Origin of the sequence: Brevundimonas sp. UBA5713 (assembly GCF_002419815.1) — a bacterium.
Taxonomy (GTDB): domain Bacteria; phylum Pseudomonadota; class Alphaproteobacteria; order Caulobacterales; family Caulobacteraceae; genus Brevundimonas.
Genome location: NZ_DIGV01000005.1, coordinates 1 through 18973, shown reverse-complemented (window position 1 = coordinate 18973; position 18973 = coordinate 1). Strand labels below are relative to the sequence as shown.

32 protein-coding genes are annotated in these 18973 nt (G+C 60.2%); 15 read left to right on the top strand and 17 right to left on the bottom strand.

All coding sequences use genetic code 11. The features are described from left to right. Positions 1-134: 134 nt before the first annotated feature. The 14 genes from B3B04_RS00440 to B3B04_RS00375 form a co-directional block, all read right to left on the bottom strand. A complete protein-coding gene (locus tag B3B04_RS00440; RefSeq protein WP_292038652.1) occupies positions 135-854 on the bottom strand; it encodes a hypothetical protein in 720 nt (239 codons plus the stop codon). After that, a complete protein-coding gene (locus B3B04_RS00435) occupies positions 854-1510 on the bottom strand; it encodes an HNH endonuclease (protein ID WP_292038649.1) in 657 nt (218 codons plus the stop codon). Before B3B04_RS00435 ends, B3B04_RS00440 begins: the two co-directional genes overlap by 1 nt. Beyond that, positions 1507-1743: a hypothetical protein gene (locus B3B04_RS00430; protein WP_292038647.1), complete on the bottom strand. Its 237-nt coding sequence runs from the start codon at positions 1741-1743 to the stop codon at positions 1507-1509. Before B3B04_RS00430 ends, B3B04_RS00435 begins: the two co-directional genes overlap by 4 nt. After that, positions 1740-2294 (bottom strand): hypothetical protein, encoded by a 555-nt coding sequence (locus B3B04_RS00425; RefSeq protein ID WP_292038645.1) that lies wholly within the window; start codon positions 2292-2294, stop codon positions 1740-1742. Before B3B04_RS00425 ends, B3B04_RS00430 begins: the two co-directional genes overlap by 4 nt. Next, positions 2291-2995 (bottom strand): hypothetical protein, encoded by a 705-nt coding sequence (locus B3B04_RS00420; protein WP_292038643.1) that lies wholly within the window; start codon positions 2993-2995, stop codon positions 2291-2293. The genes B3B04_RS00425 and B3B04_RS00420 overlap by 4 nt, the downstream gene beginning before the upstream one ends. A gap of 2 nt (positions 2996-2997) precedes the next feature. Then, positions 2998-4017, bottom strand: coding sequence for a hypothetical protein (locus B3B04_RS00415; protein ID WP_292038641.1), 1020 nt, complete (start codon positions 4015-4017; stop codon positions 2998-3000). Further along, complete coding sequence (locus tag B3B04_RS00410) at positions 4017-4973, bottom strand: PD-(D/E)XK nuclease-like domain-containing protein (protein ID WP_292038640.1); 957 nt, start codon at positions 4971-4973, stop codon at positions 4017-4019. Before B3B04_RS00410 ends, B3B04_RS00415 begins: the two co-directional genes overlap by 1 nt. Continuing rightward, the gene (locus B3B04_RS00405) at positions 4970-5476 is read right to left on the bottom strand and encodes a hypothetical protein (protein WP_292038637.1); all 507 of its coding nucleotides are present in this window, start codon (positions 5474-5476) and stop codon (positions 4970-4972) included. The genes B3B04_RS00410 and B3B04_RS00405 overlap by 4 nt, the downstream gene beginning before the upstream one ends. Positions 5477-6627: 1151 nt before the next feature. After that, a complete protein-coding gene (locus tag B3B04_RS00400; protein ID WP_292038636.1) occupies positions 6628-6882 on the bottom strand; it encodes a hypothetical protein in 255 nt (84 codons plus the stop codon). After that, entirely contained in the window at positions 6879-7223 is a 345-nt protein-coding gene (locus B3B04_RS00395; protein ID WP_292038634.1) for a hypothetical protein, read from the bottom strand. Before B3B04_RS00395 ends, B3B04_RS00400 begins: the two co-directional genes overlap by 4 nt. Further along, positions 7223-7567, bottom strand: a complete 345-nt coding sequence (locus B3B04_RS00390; RefSeq protein ID WP_292038631.1) for a hypothetical protein — start codon at positions 7565-7567, stop codon at positions 7223-7225. Before B3B04_RS00390 ends, B3B04_RS00395 begins: the two co-directional genes overlap by 1 nt. Then, on the bottom strand, positions 7567-8310 hold the full coding sequence (locus B3B04_RS00385) for a hypothetical protein (protein WP_292038629.1): 744 nt from the start codon (positions 8308-8310) through the stop codon (positions 7567-7569). The genes B3B04_RS00390 and B3B04_RS00385 overlap by 1 nt, the downstream gene beginning before the upstream one ends. Beyond that, positions 8310-8756, bottom strand: coding sequence for a TetR/AcrR family transcriptional regulator (locus tag B3B04_RS14620; RefSeq protein WP_409516059.1), 447 nt, complete (start codon positions 8754-8756; stop codon positions 8310-8312). The genes B3B04_RS00385 and B3B04_RS14620 overlap by 1 nt, the downstream gene beginning before the upstream one ends. Beyond that, the gene (locus B3B04_RS00375) at positions 8756-8881 is read right to left on the bottom strand and encodes a hypothetical protein (protein ID WP_292038626.1); all 126 of its coding nucleotides are present in this window, start codon (positions 8879-8881) and stop codon (positions 8756-8758) included. The genes B3B04_RS14620 and B3B04_RS00375 overlap by 1 nt, the downstream gene beginning before the upstream one ends. A 153-nt stretch (positions 8882-9034) precedes the next feature. Here B3B04_RS00375 and B3B04_RS00370 point away from each other — a divergent pair, with 153 nt between their 5' ends. The 4 genes from B3B04_RS00370 to B3B04_RS00355 all read left to right on the top strand — a co-directional run bounded on the left by B3B04_RS00370 (position 9035) and on the right by B3B04_RS00355 (position 11181). Then, the gene (locus B3B04_RS00370) at positions 9035-9421 is read left to right on the top strand and encodes a hypothetical protein (protein WP_292038623.1); all 387 of its coding nucleotides are present in this window, start codon (positions 9035-9037) and stop codon (positions 9419-9421) included. Continuing rightward, positions 9411-9923: a hypothetical protein gene (locus B3B04_RS00365; RefSeq protein ID WP_292038620.1), complete on the top strand. Its 513-nt coding sequence runs from the start codon at positions 9411-9413 to the stop codon at positions 9921-9923. Before B3B04_RS00370 ends, B3B04_RS00365 begins: the two co-directional genes overlap by 11 nt. 79 nt (positions 9924-10002) lie before the next feature. Next, positions 10003-10302 (top strand): DNA-binding protein, encoded by a 300-nt coding sequence (locus B3B04_RS00360; RefSeq protein WP_292038616.1) that lies wholly within the window; start codon positions 10003-10005, stop codon positions 10300-10302. Positions 10303-10425: 123 nt separating this feature from the next. Beyond that, positions 10426-11181 carry a DUF5131 family protein gene (locus B3B04_RS00355; protein WP_292038614.1) on the top strand — a complete coding sequence of 252 codons (756 nt, stop codon included), beginning with the start codon at positions 10426-10428 and terminating at the stop codon, positions 11179-11181. Here B3B04_RS00355 and tcmP read toward each other — a convergent pair. After that, positions 11135-12067 carry a three-Cys-motif partner protein TcmP gene (tcmP, locus tag B3B04_RS00350; RefSeq protein ID WP_292038613.1) on the bottom strand — a complete coding sequence of 311 codons (933 nt, stop codon included), beginning with the start codon at positions 12065-12067 and terminating at the stop codon, positions 11135-11137. The genes B3B04_RS00355 and tcmP overlap by 47 nt on opposite strands. Before the next feature lie 38 nt (positions 12068-12105). After that, a complete protein-coding gene (locus tag B3B04_RS00345) occupies positions 12106-12783 on the bottom strand; it encodes a S24 family peptidase (RefSeq protein ID WP_292038612.1) in 678 nt (225 codons plus the stop codon). Between the two features lie 87 nt (positions 12784-12870). Here B3B04_RS00345 and B3B04_RS00340 point away from each other — a divergent pair, with 87 nt between their 5' ends. Further along, complete coding sequence (locus tag B3B04_RS00340; protein ID WP_292038610.1) at positions 12871-13143, top strand: hypothetical protein; 273 nt, start codon at positions 12871-12873, stop codon at positions 13141-13143. 31 nt (positions 13144-13174) lie between these two features. Here B3B04_RS00340 and B3B04_RS00335 read toward each other — a convergent pair whose 3' ends face one another. Beyond that, positions 13175-13699, bottom strand: a complete 525-nt coding sequence (locus B3B04_RS00335; protein WP_292038608.1) for a hypothetical protein — start codon at positions 13697-13699, stop codon at positions 13175-13177. Positions 13700-13802: 103 nt separating this feature from the next. Here B3B04_RS00335 and B3B04_RS00330 point away from each other — a divergent pair, with 103 nt between their 5' ends. From B3B04_RS00330 to B3B04_RS00285, 10 genes are all read left to right on the top strand, one after another. Next, positions 13803-14138, top strand: a complete 336-nt coding sequence (locus B3B04_RS00330) for a hypothetical protein (RefSeq protein ID WP_292038606.1) — start codon at positions 13803-13805, stop codon at positions 14136-14138. Between the two features lie 41 nt (positions 14139-14179). Further along, positions 14180-14626: a hypothetical protein gene (locus B3B04_RS00325; RefSeq protein WP_292038603.1), complete on the top strand. Its 447-nt coding sequence runs from the start codon at positions 14180-14182 to the stop codon at positions 14624-14626. 141 nt (positions 14627-14767) lie between these two features. Beyond that, the gene (locus tag B3B04_RS00320) at positions 14768-15310 is read left to right on the top strand and encodes a hypothetical protein (protein WP_292038600.1); all 543 of its coding nucleotides are present in this window, start codon (positions 14768-14770) and stop codon (positions 15308-15310) included. Next, entirely contained in the window at positions 15310-15816 is a 507-nt protein-coding gene (locus B3B04_RS00315) for a hypothetical protein (RefSeq protein ID WP_292038598.1), read from the top strand. Before B3B04_RS00320 ends, B3B04_RS00315 begins: the two co-directional genes overlap by 1 nt. Further along, on the top strand, positions 15813-16580 hold the full coding sequence (locus tag B3B04_RS00310) for a GcrA family cell cycle regulator (protein ID WP_292038595.1): 768 nt from the start codon (positions 15813-15815) through the stop codon (positions 16578-16580). Before B3B04_RS00315 ends, B3B04_RS00310 begins: the two co-directional genes overlap by 4 nt. Further along, the gene (locus B3B04_RS00305) at positions 16577-16768 is read left to right on the top strand and encodes a hypothetical protein (protein ID WP_292038591.1); all 192 of its coding nucleotides are present in this window, start codon (positions 16577-16579) and stop codon (positions 16766-16768) included. Before B3B04_RS00310 ends, B3B04_RS00305 begins: the two co-directional genes overlap by 4 nt. Then, positions 16769-17128 (top strand): hypothetical protein, encoded by a 360-nt coding sequence (locus B3B04_RS00300; protein ID WP_292038589.1) that lies wholly within the window; start codon positions 16769-16771, stop codon positions 17126-17128. Continuing rightward, entirely contained in the window at positions 17121-17306 is a 186-nt protein-coding gene (locus tag B3B04_RS00295; protein ID WP_292038587.1) for a hypothetical protein, read from the top strand. The genes B3B04_RS00300 and B3B04_RS00295 overlap by 8 nt, the downstream gene beginning before the upstream one ends. After that, complete coding sequence (locus tag B3B04_RS00290) at positions 17303-18718, top strand: DnaB-like helicase C-terminal domain-containing protein (protein WP_292038585.1); 1416 nt, start codon at positions 17303-17305, stop codon at positions 18716-18718. The genes B3B04_RS00295 and B3B04_RS00290 overlap by 4 nt, the downstream gene beginning before the upstream one ends. Then, positions 18715-18973 (top strand): hypothetical protein (locus B3B04_RS00285; RefSeq protein ID WP_292038583.1); only part of this gene is annotated, 259 nt, incomplete at its 3' end. The genes B3B04_RS00290 and B3B04_RS00285, both read left to right, overlap by 4 nt.

The following is an 18973-nucleotide window of genomic DNA, read 5'->3' as shown; positions in this document are numbered from 1 at the left end:
ATGGCAATAGAAGACGGTCAGGCCGGAAGGATGGCGACGCTGAACAAAGCTGGATGCAACGGCGATGGCGCGACACCGCCAGCACTGTTTTTCTCTATGCGGGGCATGAGGGGTTATGCTGCTGATCACGCGCATCACGACTGCGGCCCCTTGTGCTTGGCGAGACGGTCAAGACGTTCAATCTCGGCGGCTATCAGCGCGCCCGCCTTCACCAGATCACGGCGTGGATTATTCGGTTTGGATTTCAGCCACCTTACGCTCCAACCCTTTGGCCAAATCTCGCGCACAGCATCAACGGCCCAGTTGCGCGAGCCAATCAGTCCGTAGCAAGCGCCAGCGATGGCAAGCTCACCAGCTACATAGCCGTCATCGCGTTCGTGTGACCATCCTTCGATTGCCACCTGACGCTGACGTTCGACGGCAATGTCTAGGATCGAGGCAGGCAGTTCATCGCTGGCTGCGGGGTGGGATGCGCGGTCTATCAGATCGAGAACAACCGATGGGCTGGCGGCAGCAATAAACTGTCCGTCTGCAAATGCATTCGGGGCGTCCCAAATCTGGCCGATAGGCTGTCCTTCGCCCTTCGCGCCCGTTCTGATTTCACAGTTCATATGCTCATAAATCGTGCCACAAGCCTTCCACGGCCCCGGCGAAGCATTTTCGGCTAGGCGCTTCAGTTCTGCATAGTCCTGCTCCGCCTTCGGGGCGGCTGCGAGCGCGGCGCTCAAGTCAGCGCGAAAGGACGCAGGGCCATTGATGCACCATTCGCCCCCGTAGACATCGGAAACGCTTGCCCCATTGGCCACGGCAGCAAGACGTTCAATCGCTTCGGGCACATTCACAGTATCGGTCATCACGCGGCTCCCTTTATAACAGCTTTGGCCTTCTGCTCGAGAAGGGCGATGCCGAGGATTGCGGGTTTCAGCTCGGCCGGCGCGGTGTCGTAGGCCAAGACGCGACTTGCGCGGCCACCGTTCAGGCGTGGGAGAGCGCCCCGAGGGATCGCAATCCAGTTCGTCGGATCAGTGTTTGTCCGGTCGCCGTCGAGACACTTGAGGCAGTGGCCATCGGGGATCGGGCCGTTTGCCTTCTCCCAGAGCCAGACGTGCTTATGGACGTAGCGCCGCTCATAACCGGTGTGCGGGTTCGTCTCGGCAACGCTGATCTCTATGTAGCCGTCTTTGTTCAGCCGCTCATGGCCGAGGTGCTTGGTGTTGTGCGGCTCCTGACCCTTCTTGAACTGCGTCTTACGAGCGTTCGGGTGACGGCCGCCCACGCCTTCGGGGCACTTCTTGCCTTTGTTAAGTGGGGCTTGGCCTTTGGCGAAACGACCGGTGCGGCCTGTCATCCAACCCTTGCGCTTCATTAGGGCAGTCAGGTTGCTGGCAGTTAGATCGCGGCGGTCGAATAGGACCACGAAAGCACTGTGGAGGTCCGCGCGAGGCCAGTCCTTGCGCTCCTCGAGCCAAGCCAGTTCATTTGCGTTGTAAGAGATCGCCCGGCCTTTCATCGCGGAGCCTCGATCATGGTCAGCTTGTCGTGGAAGCGCTCGCCGTGCTCGGCTATGAGCTCGACGGCCTTCAGGTTCAGGTTCTGTGCGCTGACGATCTGGGCTGCCACGCCGATGATGGCTTTGGAACGCTCGACTTCGGAGCTGATTTGCTCGGCAGTGAGGTCCTCATCCCCTAGACGCTCCAACTGTGCGAACAGGTGGTTGTTCAAGTCGGAAAGCTTGTTCTTCACGCCACTTCCTCCACTTCGTTGAGATCGTCATTGGCAGGGCGCGCGGCCCACTTCCGAATGACAGGCATTGCTGGTTGGCCTTGATCGAACGCGGCGTTGAGATCGGCACAGAAGTCGGCGATGCCGTCCCGCAATCCTAGGCGGTCCCAGAACTTGCGTTGGCCGCCCGTGTCGCAGCTGTTCGGCGCTAGGCGATGATGCCAGGCGCACGGCGGGACGCAGCGTCGGTCGTGGACGCGGGGGCCGAGACCGCCTTCGCGCCAGCCCTTGGAAGCAATCGCAAGCTTTTGATGCGCAGCCTCGATGACCTCAGCGCCTCCGCCTCCAAATGCAGGTCGTCCCTCGATTAGACAAGCGATGCAGTCCGTGCCTTCGTGCAGCCATGCCAGATAGGCCTTGTCTTGCTGACGTGGATCGCGCTGCCCCTTGCTTTCAGGCCTGAACGTCTGCGAGCGCAGTTTGTTGGGGCTGTGAAACATGCGCTTCTGGGCCTTCTTCTCGGCCTTAAGTGCTGCGATCTCGGCTGCGATTTGCCAGAGGGGGCGGGTCATCTCGCAAACCTCCTCTCCAACTCACGCTGCGCATTCCATTTCAAATCAGCTTCCATCGAAGCCTGCTGGGTCATCCAGTTCAGGAAACCCGTTTCGACATCAGCCCACTTCTGGCCTCTGAACTTCCCAATGGGGCAGGTCGGCAGAAGGCGTGGTTCTTTCGTCCAGGCGACCATGTCCTTGCCAGTGGCACCGGCGGCGAACAGGGCCTTGAGGATGTGCGCGGTCACATAGGCGTCTGGGCCCGCACGGTGCGGAGGCATGGCTGTGTCAAAGTCCAGCGACAACAGACCCTGATCCTCCAGCCAGTAGCGCAGCACGCTGTTCGAATGGGCAGGCGCATCAGGCCAGACGCGAAGAGCGGCCTTATAGGTGCAGACCTTCGGCGGAATGCCCTCAATCTGGAGCCATTGCTCTTCCATCGACATGTTGTGAGCGGCGATGGCGGCGACGTGCGACGACGCCTGCATGAGGGCCATGCCGTCGAACGGTTCGCAGTCCGCACACTCCGCGAGAGTGATGTGGTGAACGGCACGGACCTCGGCCGGCATCTGCGCCACGCGGCAGAGATAGGACACCGGCTGTCCGACCGACCAGGAACCGTCATCGGCTCTGGTCAGGTCGCAATAGCCGACCTCGCAGACCTCGGCGGGTGGCTCCAGTCCGCAAGTCTCGAAATCGATAACCCTGATGGTGGTCATGGTCACCCTTCCTTCGCGGCTTGAATGGCGGCTTCCAGCTCTTGGGCCTTGGCCATGTCGGTCGATTTCAGAAGCGTGAACCGCGCGACTTCCCTGCGGTCGTTCTCAATGGCCGCGACCTGATCCGGCCTCATGAACGGCATGTCTTCAATGAGCTTGTCGGCCCACTGGATGACGTCGACGGCTGATGGCGCAGGGGAGAGATTGCCATCAGCCGTCGTTTCACCGGTGGGAGGACGGTCACCGGGGAAGTCATGGCCCGCATCCGTACGCGACGGGGGATTGTCATCGGATACGGGCTGATCCGACGCGGCATCGGAGGGGCGTGGTGCCGCGTCGAAATCTGGAATGTGGTCGTCTAGATCGATGCCGCGCACAGCGCTGAAGCCTTCACGCGGGGCATCATTGGGTGCGGCCAGACGAGCGGCGAGGTTCGGGCGTTCGGTCGGGACCGCGCGAGTAGTAATCGGCTGATAGTCCTGGACCTCTTCAGCGACGTGCATGCCGCGCAGAACGTCTGCGGCTCCATCGCGGGCAGTAAAGGCGCGGGCGCGCATCTGAAGCATGCGCTTCTGGTACTGCTGCCACGGCCCTTGCTTACCGAGAAGTCCTGCCTTCTTTGCATCGCCAACCGAGAATGAGCGTTCGATCTCGTCGCCGTCGGGTCGGGTGATCCGGCAGAACGCCTTGGTCGGCTCGTCCTCGTTGTCGAACCACTCCTTGATCTTGAACCCGCGCGACCACAGCAGCGCGGGCAGGGCGTCCCCCCAGATGTTCGGCTTGCCGTTGATGACGGCGAAGGACTGCATGGCCTGGAAGGGCGCAAAGCCGAGTTCGGCGCCTGCCATGATGGCGACCAACACCTGCTCAGGCTTGTCGACGCCCTTTGGAGTCATGCCTGATGCAGCCATGGCGGTAGCGACGCGGAATGCTTCATCCAGCGACTGCGGGACCAGAGCGGATACCTGACCGCCAGTGACGATCTGAGGGCGCGGTTGCTGTTGGGTGGTCACGGCGTTCATCAGGCGGCCTCGGTCTGGGGTTGATTGTCGTTGGCTTCGGCTTCCATGACCTCAAGGCGCTCATCGATGCGCTTGGCGGCCCATGGGGGCAGGGTCAGGTATTCTGCATCGCGACGGTCACCGCCTGGGCCCGGCCAGACGCCTGTGCTCACACACTCGGCGAACTGGTCGATGGCGCGACGTAGCTGTTGGCGACCGCGATCCAGATCAGCGCCGGTGAGGACGGTGACGCGCACGCAGTATGGTGGGGCTTTCTCGACCCACACCAGTGCGAACTCTTCCATGGGGCGACCGAGAATGGCTTCCGAGGCCATGCCCACCAAGGCCGCTTGCATGTGGTAACCGAAACCGGCGAGCGAGCGCTCAAGGTCGTCGTCGGCAACGCTAGCCGTCGTTTTGAGGTCAGAGAAAAGGCCAGAGGCGCGTGGAACCACGTCGGGGCGGCTCTTAAGCCAGATGCCCGTCTTGTCGTCTTTCCAGATCAACGAGCGCTCGACGAAGCCGTCAAGAATGCCGGCCTCGACCAATGGATGCTGCGCCAAGCTTTCCGCCATGCCGGTGACGGCGGCCAAGTCGGCATCCGTGATCACCGTCTTGCCGGCTGCGATCATGTCCTCGCGCCACTGCTTGGCGTCCTTGGTCCGCCAGTCCGACCATTGCTCGGGACGTGTCACGAACTCGTCGGCCAGCCCGTCAGAACCTTCCAGCAGCAGTTTGTGAGCTAAGCGGCCGAGGGCGAAGGCCGGTCGGTCCTGTTGCGGTGTTCGCTTCGGGTTCAGGGCGCTGTCGACGTAGTAGTGCGCCGGGCTCTGGCTCCAGATCGTCCGCAGGCCGCTGGAGCTGATCGACGGGCCGACGGTCGGCTGGCCGTGATATACCTCGATGGGCAAGGCATAGACGCCCGGCTCGCTGATCTTGCCCGATAAGGGCATGGGCAGGGGGTTGTGCAGGGTCAAAAAGGTATCTCCTCGAACTCGGATTGCGGGGTTTCCAGCGCTTGAAGCGCGGCGTTCAGTTCGCGCAGGGCTTCGCGGTCCGGGATGTGCGGCCGCTCCCAGCTGTCCTTGGGGGAATGGGCGGCGCGGAAGCCGTCAAACCAGAGCAAGCAGTCAGCCACAATGGCTTGGAAGCGGCGGTGATCGCGCTGAACGACGGCAAGCCGCTCCATCGAAACCTCCAATACCTTCGCCTTTTCACACCACTGATCGGAGGCTGCCTCTGCCTTCATGATCTCGCGATGTGCCTGAGCGAGACCCTCGGCCTTGCCATCACTCCACGCCTTGGCGGTGCTGGCGTCCGATCCCGCCATGACTGGCGACATGATGATGAAGCGCTCTCCGGGGTTCTTGGCCGTGAGGCGCTCAGCTTCCGCCAATGCGCGCTCGATGGTGTCGTGGACCACGTGCGGCATACCGCGCGCCGGGTTCCAGACCATGAAGCCTATGCAGTTGGTCATCATCAGAACTTGATGCTGACGTTCGGCACATCACCGGCGGCGATGGCTAGAATGATGGCCCGAGCTGTGCTTTCGCCTACGCCGTGACCCATGATGGCTTGCTTGGCGGCCCCCATGATCTTCGTGCGGTGCTCGATGTCGGCGGCACGAGCGGCAGCAGCATCAGCGGCAGCCTTCTCTTCTGCTTCGCGGGCGGCAGTTTCGCGGGCGATCCGGTCGGCCTCGGCCTTGCGGGCTGCTTCGGCTTCATCGGCGCGGCGCTTCTCGGCGGCCAGGGCCTCGGCATGGGCGCGTTCGGCAGCCTCACGTTCAGCGCGGGCAGCAGCTTCAGCATTGGCTCGGGCCTCTTCCTCGGCCGCCTTGGCGGCGGCTTCGATGCGAGCCTTCTCTTCCTCAGCTGCGCGAGCGGCACANNNNCTCTGCGGCTTCGGCAGCGGCCTTAGCCTCGGCTTCGGCGCGTTCGCGTTCGGCGCGCTCTGCGGCCTCGGCGCGCAGGCGGTCCAGTTCGGCGCGATCGGCCTCTTCTTTGAGCAGTCGAGCATGCGCCGCAGACAGGTTTTCAATGGCGTCGGCCTGCTGCTGTTGAGCTGTAGCCAGCAGGGATTGGAACTGCCCTTCATCCAGCGCAAAGGCTTTGATTTCGGCCAGACGCGCGGCGACCGATGCTGACGTGTCTTCCAGCGTGACAACGGCGTCGCGCTTCATCAGGGCGATCAAGGCGTCACAGGCGGCCACGCGCTCCTCTTCTCGAGCCTCCCAGTCGGTAAGCGGCTTGCGCACCTCGTCTTTAAGGGCGTCCAGCTTCTCGCGGATGTCGCGGCGGGCGGCGTCGACCTTGTTGATCTGTGCGCGCGCTTCCTCATTAAGAAGCTTTCCTGCCGCATCGATGGCGGTCTTGGTCTTGGCGACCTTGAAGGCCATGGAAGCGATCTCCTTCCGGCCCTTCTCGGTCGTCAGGTCGGGGACCAGCTTGTCCGTCTCCTGCTTGATCGCCTCGTAGAACTGGTTGAATCGTTCCTGATCCAGAAGAACCAAGCCGGGGTTGGCGCTGACCTGCGCGACAAGCGCGGTCTGCGGGGTGTCTTCTTCGATAGAACGCAGGGCTTGGGCCATTTGGGCCTCCAAAGCGTTGATTAGGGATCTCGGGGGCCGGCCTAAAGCTGGACCCATTCGAGAAAGCGGATGGTCATGACCCACATGCCGACGATGACGGCGAAGAGGATCAGGCCCTTGGTGAGGTCGCCGATGTGGTGGCGGGCAGCAGCGCGCCGTTCCTGGTCGGCTTGAGCAGCCTCTCTGGCGATGGAGTTGCAGACGCGTTCCGCATGTCTGTTGCGGACGGCTGGCCATTCGGGATGCTCGACAATGCCAAGCGGGTGAGGGCGCATGTCGATGTCGCGGAGGGTCAATGGTAATCCCTCCGGGCATCAGCAGCGTCTTCGCGCCGGCATGTTTCCTCTTCGGAGGCAGCGGCAAACAGATCGGCATCAAGGTCGCCGTCTTCAAACTTGCTCAGGATCGCCTCAACTTTCAGAGCGTCTCCGACGACGACAGGCTTGCCATTGATCTGCTCCACGCGAATGTCATCAATCTCGGCATCCTCGGCAGGGAGGCCGCCATGGCTGTATGCAGGCGGGGTTTCTGGGCGACCAGCCAAGACCGCGTAACTGACCGTCACATCGATTTCGCTGTAGTCAGCCTCGCCATCGGTGCCGAACGAAACGCAGGTTGAGTAGGTGTAGCGGGTCATCACACACACCTCGCGGTCGGAGATTGTGACGGGCGCTCGCCGTTTGCTTTGGCTAGGGCGGCTTCGATGCGCTGGCGGCAGGAGGCATTCGGGTATGCGTCCCAGCGCAACACCTCCTCCAGCGCCTCCTTCATTTCAGGAGCGGCGGCGATGAGGCGGGCGTTGGCTGGCGCATCTGGCCCACTACCCACGCACACCGAAAGGTAGGAGTCATCGCCGACCCATCCGGAGCCGTGACCGGCCACAGGCATCACCCAGTAAGTCCCACCTTCGGGGTTGGGGCGACCATCATCACCATGCCGGACGACCTCCCAAGGCCCCAGCGTGTGCTTGCTCTCACCCATCACGCCACCGCCTTGAGCACAGGACGCTCGTCTGTTGGGTCGCCAAAGCTGAAAGCCGCCACGAGGTTGTCAGACCACATCGGCCCAACCCAGCACTCGGTAATCGGGCGAGCGCCGCAAACATGCAGCATCTTGGCTTCTGGCTTTGGCTTGCCGTTTGGCAGCATGGCCCAAGTCAGGTCGCCACCGGGGGCGGACATGATGCCGACGTGCATTCCGGCGGTTTTGACATCGGGCGGCAGTCCGGGGCCGCGGTGCAAGCGTTCCTCGGGCATGGCGAACAGCAGCAGATCGCCCGGCTGAGCATGACGCAGCTTGATTTCGGTCAGGCCCCATTGGCTTAGCGCCTTGCGGGCTTCCTGTTCCTCGATGCCCCAGCCCACGCCTTGACGCTGCACGTCAATACAGTCGCGTTGCGTGGCGTGCGTCGCGCAGGCGCGGGCATAGGACCACGCATCAAAAGCCGAACCATCCGCAGTACCGCCAAAGCGATGCGGCATCCCGCGCAGGGCGAATGCCTTGTCCAGCATACGGTAGCGTTCGCTGTCGTGCTCCGGCGCGGACCAGCCGCCCATGTCAGCGATGTTCTGGACAACGGTCTTGCCATGCTTGCGGGCAACAACGCGCTCCAGCTGTGCAACGACACTGCCGACGCCTTCAGCGATAGGGCGGGGGCCATCATTGGCAGCCACGGGCGGCATAAAGCCGTCTGCGATGCCTTGGAAAATCGGGTGCAGGGCCATTACGCAGCCATCCTCACGCTGTCCGGCGAAGGGGCGGCCGGAGTGGATTGATGGGTTTTATCGGGCGAGGTCAGGGCCAGCGCAGAGCGGGCCTGCCAGAGCAGCGCGTCGATATTCACCTGCGATGTGTCGCCCTCGAAGCCAGCCATGAAGGCCTCGGCCTCACTAAGAGCGGCAAGCAGTGTCAGGCCCTGCTCAGGCGTGATCGGGGCGTGGTCATAGACTGCGCGGTACAGCTCAGCCTTGTCCGTAAAGCTGGCAAATACAGCGCCAGTGGACATGCCAATGCGACGTGCGACAGCGCGGATAGTGGCGCGCTCGTATCCGACTTCTTCGAAGAGGCTCTTGCCGGCATCGAGGACTTTAGCGCGGGTCTGGGCCTTTGCCAGTTGGCGACGGTTCGGGGCGGCATCATTGGCCGCTGTTTGTGCTGGGACAGCTGACATTACGCAGCCTCCGCAACAGCATGGGCTTGGCGAACCAGCTCGCGCTGCAGTTCAGCCAGGCGCTCCAGTTCGGCCAGCATGGCGGCGTAGAGGTCACGCGGCGGGGTTTCAGTTTTGAGTGACATTGCATCTCTCCGTTCGATGGAGAGACGTTAAGTCGGAGATTTCCGACTGTCAAACACAAAGTGGGATATTTCCTACTTTGCTAGTTGGAAACCTGATGCGCGAGGGCCGCATATCAATGTGATATACCACCTAGGGAAGCATACGAGGATGTCATGTTATCTGCTGTTTTTGTGGCGGCCGGGCTGCTGTCAACAGGCGTGAGTTCGGAAGAAGGGACTTGGTCGCCTGATAGATTAATCGATGCATCTAAGGCGCTGTTCGACGAAAGACTCGTGGATTATCCGAGTGCGCGTTTCAAAGATGTTCGCATGTCCGAAGATGCCACTTTTCTGTGTGGATCAGTGAACTCTAGATCACGTGCAGGCGGCTATGCAGGCTGGCACAGATTTGCAGTGAAGGTAGATGGACCATCACCACGCCTCGCAATGATCAATGATGACATTGTTGCTCCTGCCATGGCCAGGGAATGCAGCGGAGACGAAAGAACTTGGTCCCCGACCGACTTCTCCAAAGCTGTAACGTTCAGCGATGAGCAATAAATACAAACCGCATGTCTCAGCAGCTATACAAAGGCTGGGATATGTCAGTGCGGAAGCGATTGATGTGATCGCTGAGTTATTGTGGGAATCCCAAGGGATGCATCCACATGCGGTGGCGCGGCTCTTTCGCTCCAAGGGCCGCCTTCTGGACAAAGCTGAACTAAGAGCTGTCGGGCTTAGAGCCAATACAATCATGTCACATGAAGCCATGGCTACGCTGACCGATAAAGGCAGAGAAAAGCCCATAGCAGCTTTGGATGGGATTTTTTTGGATGCTGCCTTTAACTTTATTAGACAGCGTGGCGTCGAGCGTTTTCAGGAAGCTGGGTACGACACATTCAAGGTGGATGCTGTCGCGCCAGATTGCCCTGCATGTAAAAGACTACATGGCCTTGAAGTCAACGGGGCGTACATACAGCATTTACCACCCAAAGACTGCTCTAGAGACGGCTGCATGGCCATGTTGGCGGGGCATATAGATTTTTATGCGGGTCTTACGTAGCGGCTCACACGGGCCGCCGTTTGCATTTTCCGCCCTGTGTGTCTGAATAGCGAGCCTAGTTTAGCTGGAGGACGCCACCATGACATTGACCGGACCCCAAGCCCGCGCAGCACGCGCACTGGTTCAATGGCCTCGTGAGCATGTGGCGAAGAAGGCTGATGTTGAGCTGGACGCTCTGGCCGCGTTCGAGCGCGAGGGTGTCGATCCGGGCGATGATGCCAAGGAACGCATTCAGGTAGCGCTGGAAGAGGGCGGGGCGGTATTCCTGTCCGAAGCCGACGGCGGTATCGGCGTGCGCCTCAAGTTCACCAGACAGGAAGTGCGATCGATCCGCCGTATGGAGAACGAAGGCGGGCCGGTTGGGGATGATGATGTGTAGGGCTACGGGATGAGTGAAGAGGCTGCGTGACAGACAACGATTCACAGGAATAATTTCCTGTGTCATTATAGTACTCGGTAGGCACCAAAACTGCATTGCCAAACAGGCGCAGGAGGATGCTCGATGGCCGACACAACGATTGAATGGACTGACGCGACTTGGAATCCTGTCGCCGGTTGCCAGATCATCACACCAGGTTGCTCGAACTGTTACGCCATGAGAATGGCAGCTCGCCTTGATGCCATGGGAGTGCAGAAATATCAGGGCCTCACGCGAAAGAGTGGTGATCGTTACATTTGGACCGGGAAAGTCTTTTGCGATGAAGCATCTATCGACGCACCGTTGAAGTGGCGAGCGCCAAGGAAAATATTCGTCAACTCTATGTCGGATCTATTCCACGAAGATGTTCCGGCTGATTTCATCAAGCGCGTATGGAGCACGATGCAGGCCACACCGCACCATACTTATCAAATTCTGACCAAGCGGCCCGAGCGCATGGCGGCAATAATTGCCGACGAGAACTTGCCGGTACTGAGCAACGTATGGCTTGGAACGAGTGTCGAGGACGGCAAGGTGATCGGCCGTCTTGACCACCTGCGAGCCACCGCAGCTGCTGTAAGGTTTGTCTCATTTGAGCCCTTAATCGGCTCAGTGGGTCAGGCTGACCTCACGGGCATCCAGTGGGCTATCGTCGGAGGCGAGTCCGGCCCTCGTAGCCGTCCGATGTTGGAAGAATGGGTGGACGAGATCTATGAGCTCTGCGCCGACGCTGACACAGCCTTCTTCTTTAAGCAGTGGGGAGGGCGGAACAAGAAGGCTACCGGTCGCTCGTTCAGGGGGCGGACTTTTGACGAGATGCCTCAAGCTTCTGTGTTCTGATCAGATCTGAAACTGCCTTCTTGGCAAGCCCGATGGCTTTGGGGCTATCATTTGAGACTAGAAGAAACAGCGCAAATTTCTGTTGGTTTCCAGGACCAATTGACAAGGGTTCGGAGACAAAGGGAAAAAGCTTCTCTAGGCGCCGCTTCACATAGGCTTCGATGTCTCGACGATCACCCCTTCGCCGCTGAGTCGTGGTTTCGGAGAACAAATCGCCGGCAATCACTTCATCTTCGTAGAGATCTGTCTGCCACTCCGGTCCTCCAAAGATGAAGTCGAGCTTGCGCTGTTTAGACTGATCGACTCCTTCGAACTTACGGGCAAGCTGGCGACCGACCGCCTCAATGGGGAATAGATACCAAACGTCGAAGCGCCTAGTTGCAGCTAGTAGCTCGAGCGTCTGCCAAGAAACTTGCATCCCGTATGGATCCAAGAACACCACGCCTCGACGAAGCCCTTTGCCTTTACCCGGCAGGCGCCATTCGGGTGACTTCAAGAGCTTAGCAAGTTCTTCGTTCGCGTCGCCTTGGATGCATTGCACCCGGCTATCTTTACTGAGCGCACTTAAAGCAGCGTATCGGGTTGCGTCAGCCTCGATAAGAACCACCCGTTGAAAGGGTGGCTTAATCGCTAGAGCACGCTTTGCGGACCCATCGAGTTGAACAACTTCTTGGCCGATCGGCTGCTGGACGAATAGTCCTCCGGTCTGCCGAACGGCGGTCCTCTCCCCGGATCCCGCGAATGCGTCGACATACCAAAGGTCAAATGACCAAGATGCGTCAGCTTTGCCCTTAAGGGCGGTTGTATAGAATTGGAGATAGTAGAACAGTGCATCAAGCTTCTGTTCTGTCCAGTCGCCACCAAAAGTGTGCTCCGCTTCCTTCATATCCTCCCCCGAGGTTATCTGCATTTAGCACTTACTGACTACGCCCTCCGCGTGATCCACCGGATGCGGCCGATGATGCGGACTTGCTCTTCCGGGACGCGATACTCGCCGTGCAGCGGGTTATCCGACTTAATGCGGACCTCGCGCGGTTCAGAACCTGGAATGCGCTCAACGCGCTTGCAGACCAGTGCATCGCCATCCCAGACAGCAAAGATGCCGGGCAGGCCAATGCGCGTGTCGTTCATGTCGATCAGGACATAATCGCCGCTAGACAGGGTCGGCTCCATGCTGTCCCCGATGACCTCCTGAACGGTGGCTTTGTTCGGTGAGACACCTAGCTGATCGACAACGAGGAAGCGCGGGTAGGGCCACTCACGTTTTGTGGTTTCGGCCCCGACATAGAAGCCGTCACCGGCTGACAATCTGACATCGTATTCTGGAAGCATCACGACGTTAGATAAGTCGGAGGCTACGTCAGTTTCGGGCGGAAGGTCGGCTTCGGGTATATCATCGAAAGAGCCCGTCAAGATTTGGCTAGGGGTAGCATTCAACCCCTTGGCGAGCTTGTTGAGATTATCCCCCCTGACCGTCTTTTTCTTGTCGTTCAGGATATCGTTGATGAAGTTACGCTCGAGCCCGCCGTCGCGAGCGGCTTCAAAAGCGTTCTTGCCAATTTCTTCTAGCCGACGAGCGACCGTGGTCTTGAGAGATGCCATGTCGGATTTATCCGATGAGGTAACATATAAAGCCAGACGGACGTTTCCGATTGACGAAGTAGGAAACTTCCGACTATCGTTGGCGCTATGGAAACCACTCTGCGCCGTCATCTCGAAACCTGCGCAAATGATTTTGCGAAGGCTACCAACCGCGAAGCGTCAACAGTTGCTCGGCTTTCGACGGGCGATTGGCGTTTCTTTGACCGCCTGAACGAGGGCGCGTCCTTCACCGCGAGAAAATACGACACGATCATGGCGTGGTTCTCCGTGAACTGGCCGTCTGATGCTCCGTGGCCAGCTGATGTGCCGCGCGCATTTGTGCCCGCCAACGACAACCCCTCTGTAGAGAGGGCGGCTTGATGGTCTGGCTTCTTGTCTGGCTTCTGGCTGTTCAGAGCGTGGCGCTGATCGTTCTCGTCGTTTTGACCAGGACTTTGCGAGACACACTTCGCATCACGCAAATCATCACCTTGCCGGATTCGATCTTCCCGCTTGAACCGTCCGGTGACGCTCTCGCCAAGAAGAAAGTCGAAGCTGCTGTGCTGGAGCGCCCGTAATGCAGGGGAACGTGCAGCTTTCTGTCTCGGCGCACATCGGATGGCCCAACGGGTATGAAGCCGCCCTGACCGTCGCTGATTGTCGTGACGCCAGCGTTGTAGATGACATCGACATCCGGTGTCAGCGATTTGATGACAGCCGTGATCTGTTCGGCGCGATCCTTTGGAGTGAATGCAAGATTCACTTGAAGGGCATCTTTTGCTTGGGTGGTGATTATCGAAAGTCGGGCCAAAGCCTTCTCTCGTTCGGACTTGCGGTAAAGCCACAACGTCCAGCCAGCGGAAACCAAGCCGCTCACGCCCCCAAAGAGGCCGACCACGTTGATCCAAGGCGAGGTCAACCATTCAAGGCTCCCCATACCCATTCTCCAGTGTTGTCTGACAACTTCACTGTGAGGGCGACTGCCGGAGGTGTCACCCCCCATGCCATCTCCGGCAGCGTGCGCCCGGAGGGCTGCTGAAATGCTGTCACCTGGGGAGCTTTCGCGCGCACGAACCGACGCTCTGGCCAATGCCGGAACGGTCTACGGTCTGGTTCTGCGGATCAACGCGCTGGCCGCCAACGGGGACCAGTCTGAGGTGATCAACCGGCTTGGGGAACTGGCCGAAATCCTCCCTCTCGAGCTTCAGACCATTGACCTGATCCTCGCCGCCGAGCGTGAGACCGCAAAGGCGATGGATGCGACGCAGACCACCCTGAGCCGCTTCTTCCCTCGGCCAGCCGCTGAACATGCGCACGCCGCGAATGATGAAGGACATGCGCCTTCTCCTGAAAACCCCACCCCGACAGTCGCGTGACGGCGCACGTCGGTCATCTGGAAACGAAAGCTGGACATCCGGTGAACAAGATCAGCCACAGAGAACATGCCCGTCTGGCCCATGAACTTATTGAGGAGTGTGGTGGGCTTGAAGAAGCGGCGAGGGCCTGCCGCGTGCGCAAGTCGGCCCTGTCTGGCTACCAGACGCCGCACGATCCTTCGTCCATGCCTGCCGATGTCATTGCCGATCTGGAGCGTCACTGCGGCAAGGCAATCTATAGCGCCGCCCTGTTTGACGCCTGCCAGCCCGCACCCGTGACCGGCTGCCTGAAAGAGCTGGCTTTTGATCTGGCGCAGGAAAGCATGGATGTCGTCAGCACCGTCCGGCAAGCATTGGCCGACGGCAAGCTATCAAACAACGACCTTGATGCCATTGCCGCAGCAGAACGTGATGCTGAGCAAGCGCTCGACCGTGTACGTGGCGTCCGCCGTGCCATTGAAGCCGCAACCCCGTCGAGGGCTGCATGATGGCCTCCCTACTGATCTTTGGACACGCCCTCATCCTGCGACTGGCGCGTAAGCCGTCGCTCTTCAACGCCAAGCCTTTCGCCTTCTGGCGATGACCGAACGGGACCGACCGCCCCGTTGAGCGGTCTGATGGAGGCCAGCATGGCCAAGAAACTGACGAGTGAAGGGGAGGGCGTGAAGTCCATCCCCAACCGCGACGAAGAAGCTGTCTTCCTGTCGCACCTGAACAAGCTGCGTATCCAGCAGAACAAAGTGGCCGAAGTGAAAGCCGCGTTCGATGCTGAGAAGGCCGTCATGACGGACCTCTTCCGCGTGGCCAAGACGGACGGCTTCACCCGTAAGGAGCTGCAAGCCATTCTGGACGATGGGGCGGCGAGCCGTCGTGATCTGACAGCTGAAGAGCAGCGCCGTACCCAGCTGCGTTTGTGGGCTGGCTTGCCCGCTGGTTCGCAGGCCGATCTGTTTGACCTGCCGTCGCCGGCGCGTGATGAAGTCGATGCTGAGGGTACAGGCTACACCATGGGCCTGCGCGGCGAAGATCCGGTGATGCCGGATGCCTTCTCTCCCAACTACCTCCAAGCCTTCATGAAGGGCTGGGAAGCCGGTCAGGAAAAGCTGGTTAAGGCTCTGACGCCGACGCCTGCCAATGATTTGGCTGACGCTGAGGTCAAAGGCGCGGCCTGATGCTCCTATCTCTCGACCTCGCTACCTGCACAGGCTTTTGCTTCGGTTCCCCCGAGGCAGAAAGCTTGCCGACCGTTGGCCACATCAACTTGCCAAAGACGGGCGAGGACGTTGGCTCCTTCCTGATCGCGTTTGAGGAATGGCTGACGGCCAAGGTGGTCGAGGTCGAGCCGAGCCTTATCCTTTTCGAGGCTCCTATTCTGGCAGCCCGTGCGACGCCTTCGGTCACGCGCAAGCTCCATGCCTTGGCTGGCCTGACCGAAATGGTGGCCCTGAAAGCCAAGGTGGAGTGCTGCGAAGCCTATCCGGTCACGATCAAGAAGGCCCTGACCGGCAACGGCAAGGCCACCAAAGACGACATGGTGCGTGCTGCCCGCGTCTATGGCCTACCTGTCACCCTTTCGGACGAAGCCGACGCCTTTGGGTTGTGGCTCCACGCCGTCCGTCTCCGTCATCCGTCCCATGCGTGGCGCTGGGAACCGATGAATCAAGGAAGAACGGCATGAGAAATAACCACTCCGACGTTTGGAGCCTAGAAGAGCTTGAGAAGGCGAAACTGATGTGGGAGGCCGGTAACTCGGCTTCTGAAATCGCTGCTGTTCTTCCCCGCCGTAGCCGTTGCGCTGTGATTGGCGTTGCTACACGACAGGGCTGGAAGCGTGCATCAGCATCCGCTCCTTCAAGATCGACGGGCACCAAGGCACCGAACTGGTCGGCTGAAGAGGCTGAGCAGATCAAGACCAAGTGGCTCGAAGGCAAATCGGCTACCGAGATCGTTTCGGCGTATCCAGGCAGAACACCAGCCGCCGTAATCGCTCTAGCCTATCGCATGGGCTTGAAGCGGCAGCGGCCATCTAAGCCCGAAACGGCCAAGAAGCAGCCCAAACAGAAAGTACCCGCGAAAGAACGTCCGGCCAGGACCGTCGAGCAGATCGTGGCCGCGAACAAGAGCCGCGCATCATGTGCATCGTTTGGGGCCAAGGTCATTGAAGCCTTTCCAGAGCCAGCCAATGACACCTCTATGCTGTTGTGGAAGCGGGGGCGTTATCAATGCGCGTGGCCCGTTGGTGACGGGCAGGGTGCCCAGATGATGTGTTGCGGGCGTCCGGTAGATCCTGAGGCAACCGAAACAACCAAATCTTACTGCTCGAAGCACAGGGCTATCGCTAGCACCGGCATTAAGCAGGTCCAGAAAGTTCCCCGCGAAGCCAACGTTATTGCCCGTCGCGGACCCTCGCGTTCGGTCTGGGATGGAGGCCGAGTGGCATGAATGCCGAGCAAGCCATCACAGCCATGCGTCAGCGTGCCGCCAACCTCGACATCGAGCGAGCCCGTCTCGCCGGTGCCATGAGGGCCATTCGTGACATGGGCGGCATGGATGCCGTTCGCGCCATGACCAAGGCCGAGATCGAAAAGCTGACCCAGAGCGCCAACGATAACGGGGAATGGATCGGGTAGATGAGTAAGCGCGAAAAGTATCTGGTCGAGCGCATTGACCGAAGCCGTGAAAGCGCCGTCTCTCGCGATGCCCGCACGGCCCGCAGTCTGTTCCTGCGTATGCACGCCCGACGCACCATAAGCACCGCGCTTGCTGACCTGAACCCCAAGGAACAGGCCGTGTTCCTGCGCGATGTTCTCGATGTCACCGCAGAGCACCTTCACCCCCTGATCGGTAAGCCGTCTGCGGTTTCTGCCTTCGGCGCTGTAGCGCACGATCTGGGCGCTGGATTGAAGCTGACCCGCTCTGTGGCTTCTGCCGAGGCTGAGCGGCTGTTTGCTCGCTTGGAGCCCGCGAATGATGGGGCAAGGGATGAATAGGCGCGACATCATCGACATGGAGCTACACTACGCTCGCATGATGCGGCGCGAAGCCAAGGCTCGCGCATCGCAGAACCCTGCTGCCGCCGAGCAACTGAACCGCTTCGCTGATGCCGCCGTCCAACGTGTCGAGGCCATCAAATGTGGGCCACTATTCGATACGGAGCGCGCACGATGATGGACGACGCTCGCTTCAACACCGAACCGGCCATACCCATGAATATCGAAGCCGAGCAGGCTTTGCTGGGCGTGCTGATGATGGACAACGAGGCCATGCGCCATGTCCATGATGCTGTAACGGCTGACGACTTCTTTGAGCCCTATCATCAGCGTCTGTTCGCAGCGACTGCAGGCTATGTTCGCGATGGTAAGCTCGCGGAACCGACCACCCTCAAGGCTGTCCTGGCAAATGATCCGGCGTTCGAGCAGTTTGGCGGCATCGGCTATCTGATCGACCTTATCGACCGAGCGCCTCCGTCGAACTTGGCGCGCGAATATGCTGGACATATTGCTGACGCGGCTGTGCGCCGACGCCTGATCAAGATGGCCGGCGAGGCCATGCAGAAGGCCCGCGACCCTGAAATGACGGGCTATCAGGTTGTGGCGCAGGCACGCGCTGAACTGGAAGCGGCTGAACGTGGTGCCGCGCCTGAAGATGCGCTTTTCATCAACGCCCACGAAGCCGCGCAGACCCGCATGGACCGGCTGGAGCTGGAACGGGCCACCGGCAAGCCCAAGGGCGTGCAGACCGGCCTGTCGTGCATCGACAAGCGGCTCGGCGGCCTGATGCCCGGCTCGGTCATCGTCATGGCCGGTCGCCCGGGTATGGGGAAAACCGCGCTGCTGGGTAACGTCCTGTACAACGCAGCCATCCGCAACCCGAACCACCTGTTTGCGGGCTTCTCGCTGGAGATGGATGCCGACCAGCTCAATGACCGTGCCTTGTCGCGCCTGACGGCCAATGAGGACTTGCGCGTCAGTTTCTCGGACATCGCTAAGGTCGCGCCTCTGACCAGCTTCGACATGGAAGTGCTGCATAAGGTCAAAGGCGGTATACCGAAAAACCTGTGGCTGCGAGACAGGGCAGGGGTGTCTGTCGAGGATGTCAGCCGCGCCGTCTGGGCCATGAAGCGCCGCGGCGACCTGGCCGCCATCGGCATCGACTATCTCCAGCTGATGCGTCGTCCCGCACTGGCCGGCCGAAATGAGGCCTCTGCGATCGGAGAGATGACTGGTGCGCTCAAGACGCTGGCCCGCGAGGCCAAGATCGCCATCGTGCTGCTGTCCCAACTGAGCAGGGCAGTCGAGAGCCGCGACGATAAGCGCCCGCAATTGTCTGACCTGCGTGAATCCGGCTCCATCGAGCAGGATGCCGATGCGGTCCTGTTCCCGTACCGCGAGGTCTATTACCTCCAGAAGTCTGAACCCAAGGCTGGCACCAACGAGCATTTCGAATGGGAGATGCAGGTTGAGAGCATGCGCACCGTCATGGATGTCATCGTAGACAAGAACCGCCATGGCTCCGAAGGCACTGAGCGTCAGCGCTATTGGGCTGAGGTGGACCTGATTGCTGACGAGGTGGCGCAATGAGCCTGACCGTCGCAGCACTGAGAGAACTGGTGTCGCTAGGCCTGACAGCAGAGCAGATCCTGCGCGTGGCCGAAGCTCAAGATGCAGGCGCTGTTCCCGCGGTGCCCACCCAGACTGCTCGCCAAGAACGCAATCGCCGGTACTATGAGAAGCGTCTTAAAGCGTCTGAAAACCGTCTTAAAGCGTCTGAAACGTCTGAACCCGAGGAAGATACCCTCCCTCTCCCTCCTTCCCCCCAGACCCCCCAACCGCCCA

Coding starts and splice junctions, on each gene's coding strand:
- B3B04_RS00355 (WP_292038614.1), top strand. CDS start 10,426: ATGGCCGACACAACGATTGAATGGACTGACGCGACTTGGAATCCTGTC.
- B3B04_RS00365 (WP_292038620.1), top strand. CDS start 9,411: ATGAGCAATAAATACAAACCGCATGTCTCAGCAGCTATACAAAGGCTG.
- B3B04_RS00405 (WP_292038637.1), bottom strand. CDS start 5,476: ATGATGACCAACTGCATAGGCTTCATGGTCTGGAACCCGGCGCGCGGT.
- B3B04_RS00300 (WP_292038589.1), top strand. CDS start 16,769: ATGAGTAAGCGCGAAAAGTATCTGGTCGAGCGCATTGACCGAAGCCGT.
- B3B04_RS00330 (WP_292038606.1), top strand. CDS start 13,803: ATGCTGTCACCTGGGGAGCTTTCGCGCGCACGAACCGACGCTCTGGCC.
- B3B04_RS00290 (WP_292038585.1), top strand. CDS start 17,303: ATGATGGACGACGCTCGCTTCAACACCGAACCGGCCATACCCATGAAT.
- tcmP (WP_292038613.1), bottom strand. CDS start 12,067: ATGAAGGAAGCGGAGCACACTTTTGGTGGCGACTGGACAGAACAGAAG.
- B3B04_RS00375 (WP_292038626.1), bottom strand. CDS start 8,881: ATGTCACTCAAAACTGAAACCCCGCCGCGTGACCTCTACGCCGCCATG.
- B3B04_RS00385 (WP_292038629.1), bottom strand. CDS start 8,310: ATGGCCCTGCACCCGATTTTCCAAGGCATCGCAGACGGCTTTATGCCG.
- B3B04_RS00340 (WP_292038610.1), top strand. CDS start 12,871: ATGGAAACCACTCTGCGCCGTCATCTCGAAACCTGCGCAAATGATTTT.
- B3B04_RS00390 (WP_292038631.1), bottom strand. CDS start 7,567: ATGGGTGAGAGCAAGCACACGCTGGGGCCTTGGGAGGTCGTCCGGCAT.
- B3B04_RS00310 (WP_292038595.1), top strand. CDS start 15,813: ATGAGAAATAACCACTCCGACGTTTGGAGCCTAGAAGAGCTTGAGAAG.
- B3B04_RS00360 (WP_292038616.1), top strand. CDS start 10,003: ATGACATTGACCGGACCCCAAGCCCGCGCAGCACGCGCACTGGTTCAA.
- B3B04_RS00295 (WP_292038587.1), top strand. CDS start 17,121: ATGAATAGGCGCGACATCATCGACATGGAGCTACACTACGCTCGCATG.
- B3B04_RS00320 (WP_292038600.1), top strand. CDS start 14,768: ATGGCCAAGAAACTGACGAGTGAAGGGGAGGGCGTGAAGTCCATCCCC.
- B3B04_RS00440 (WP_292038652.1), bottom strand. CDS start 854: ATGACCGATACTGTGAATGTGCCCGAAGCGATTGAACGTCTTGCTGCC.
- B3B04_RS00435 (WP_292038649.1), bottom strand. CDS start 1,510: ATGAAAGGCCGGGCGATCTCTTACAACGCAAATGAACTGGCTTGGCTC.
- B3B04_RS00370 (WP_292038623.1), top strand. CDS start 9,035: ATGTTATCTGCTGTTTTTGTGGCGGCCGGGCTGCTGTCAACAGGCGTG.
- B3B04_RS00420 (WP_292038643.1), bottom strand. CDS start 2,995: ATGACCACCATCAGGGTTATCGATTTCGAGACTTGCGGACTGGAGCCA.
- B3B04_RS00335 (WP_292038608.1), bottom strand. CDS start 13,699: ATGGGGAGCCTTGAATGGTTGACCTCGCCTTGGATCAACGTGGTCGGC.
- B3B04_RS14620 (WP_409516059.1), bottom strand. CDS start 8,756: ATGTCAGCTGTCCCAGCACAAACAGCGGCCAATGATGCCGCCCCGAAC.
- B3B04_RS00305 (WP_292038591.1), top strand. CDS start 16,577: ATGAATGCCGAGCAAGCCATCACAGCCATGCGTCAGCGTGCCGCCAAC.
- B3B04_RS00425 (WP_292038645.1), bottom strand. CDS start 2,294: ATGACCCGCCCCCTCTGGCAAATCGCAGCCGAGATCGCAGCACTTAAG.
- B3B04_RS00395 (WP_292038634.1), bottom strand. CDS start 7,223: ATGACCCGCTACACCTACTCAACCTGCGTTTCGTTCGGCACCGATGGC.
- B3B04_RS00345 (WP_292038612.1), bottom strand. CDS start 12,783: ATGGCATCTCTCAAGACCACGGTCGCTCGTCGGCTAGAAGAAATTGGC.
- B3B04_RS00415 (WP_292038641.1), bottom strand. CDS start 4,017: ATGAACGCCGTGACCACCCAACAGCAACCGCGCCCTCAGATCGTCACT.
- B3B04_RS00315 (WP_292038598.1), top strand. CDS start 15,310: ATGCTCCTATCTCTCGACCTCGCTACCTGCACAGGCTTTTGCTTCGGT.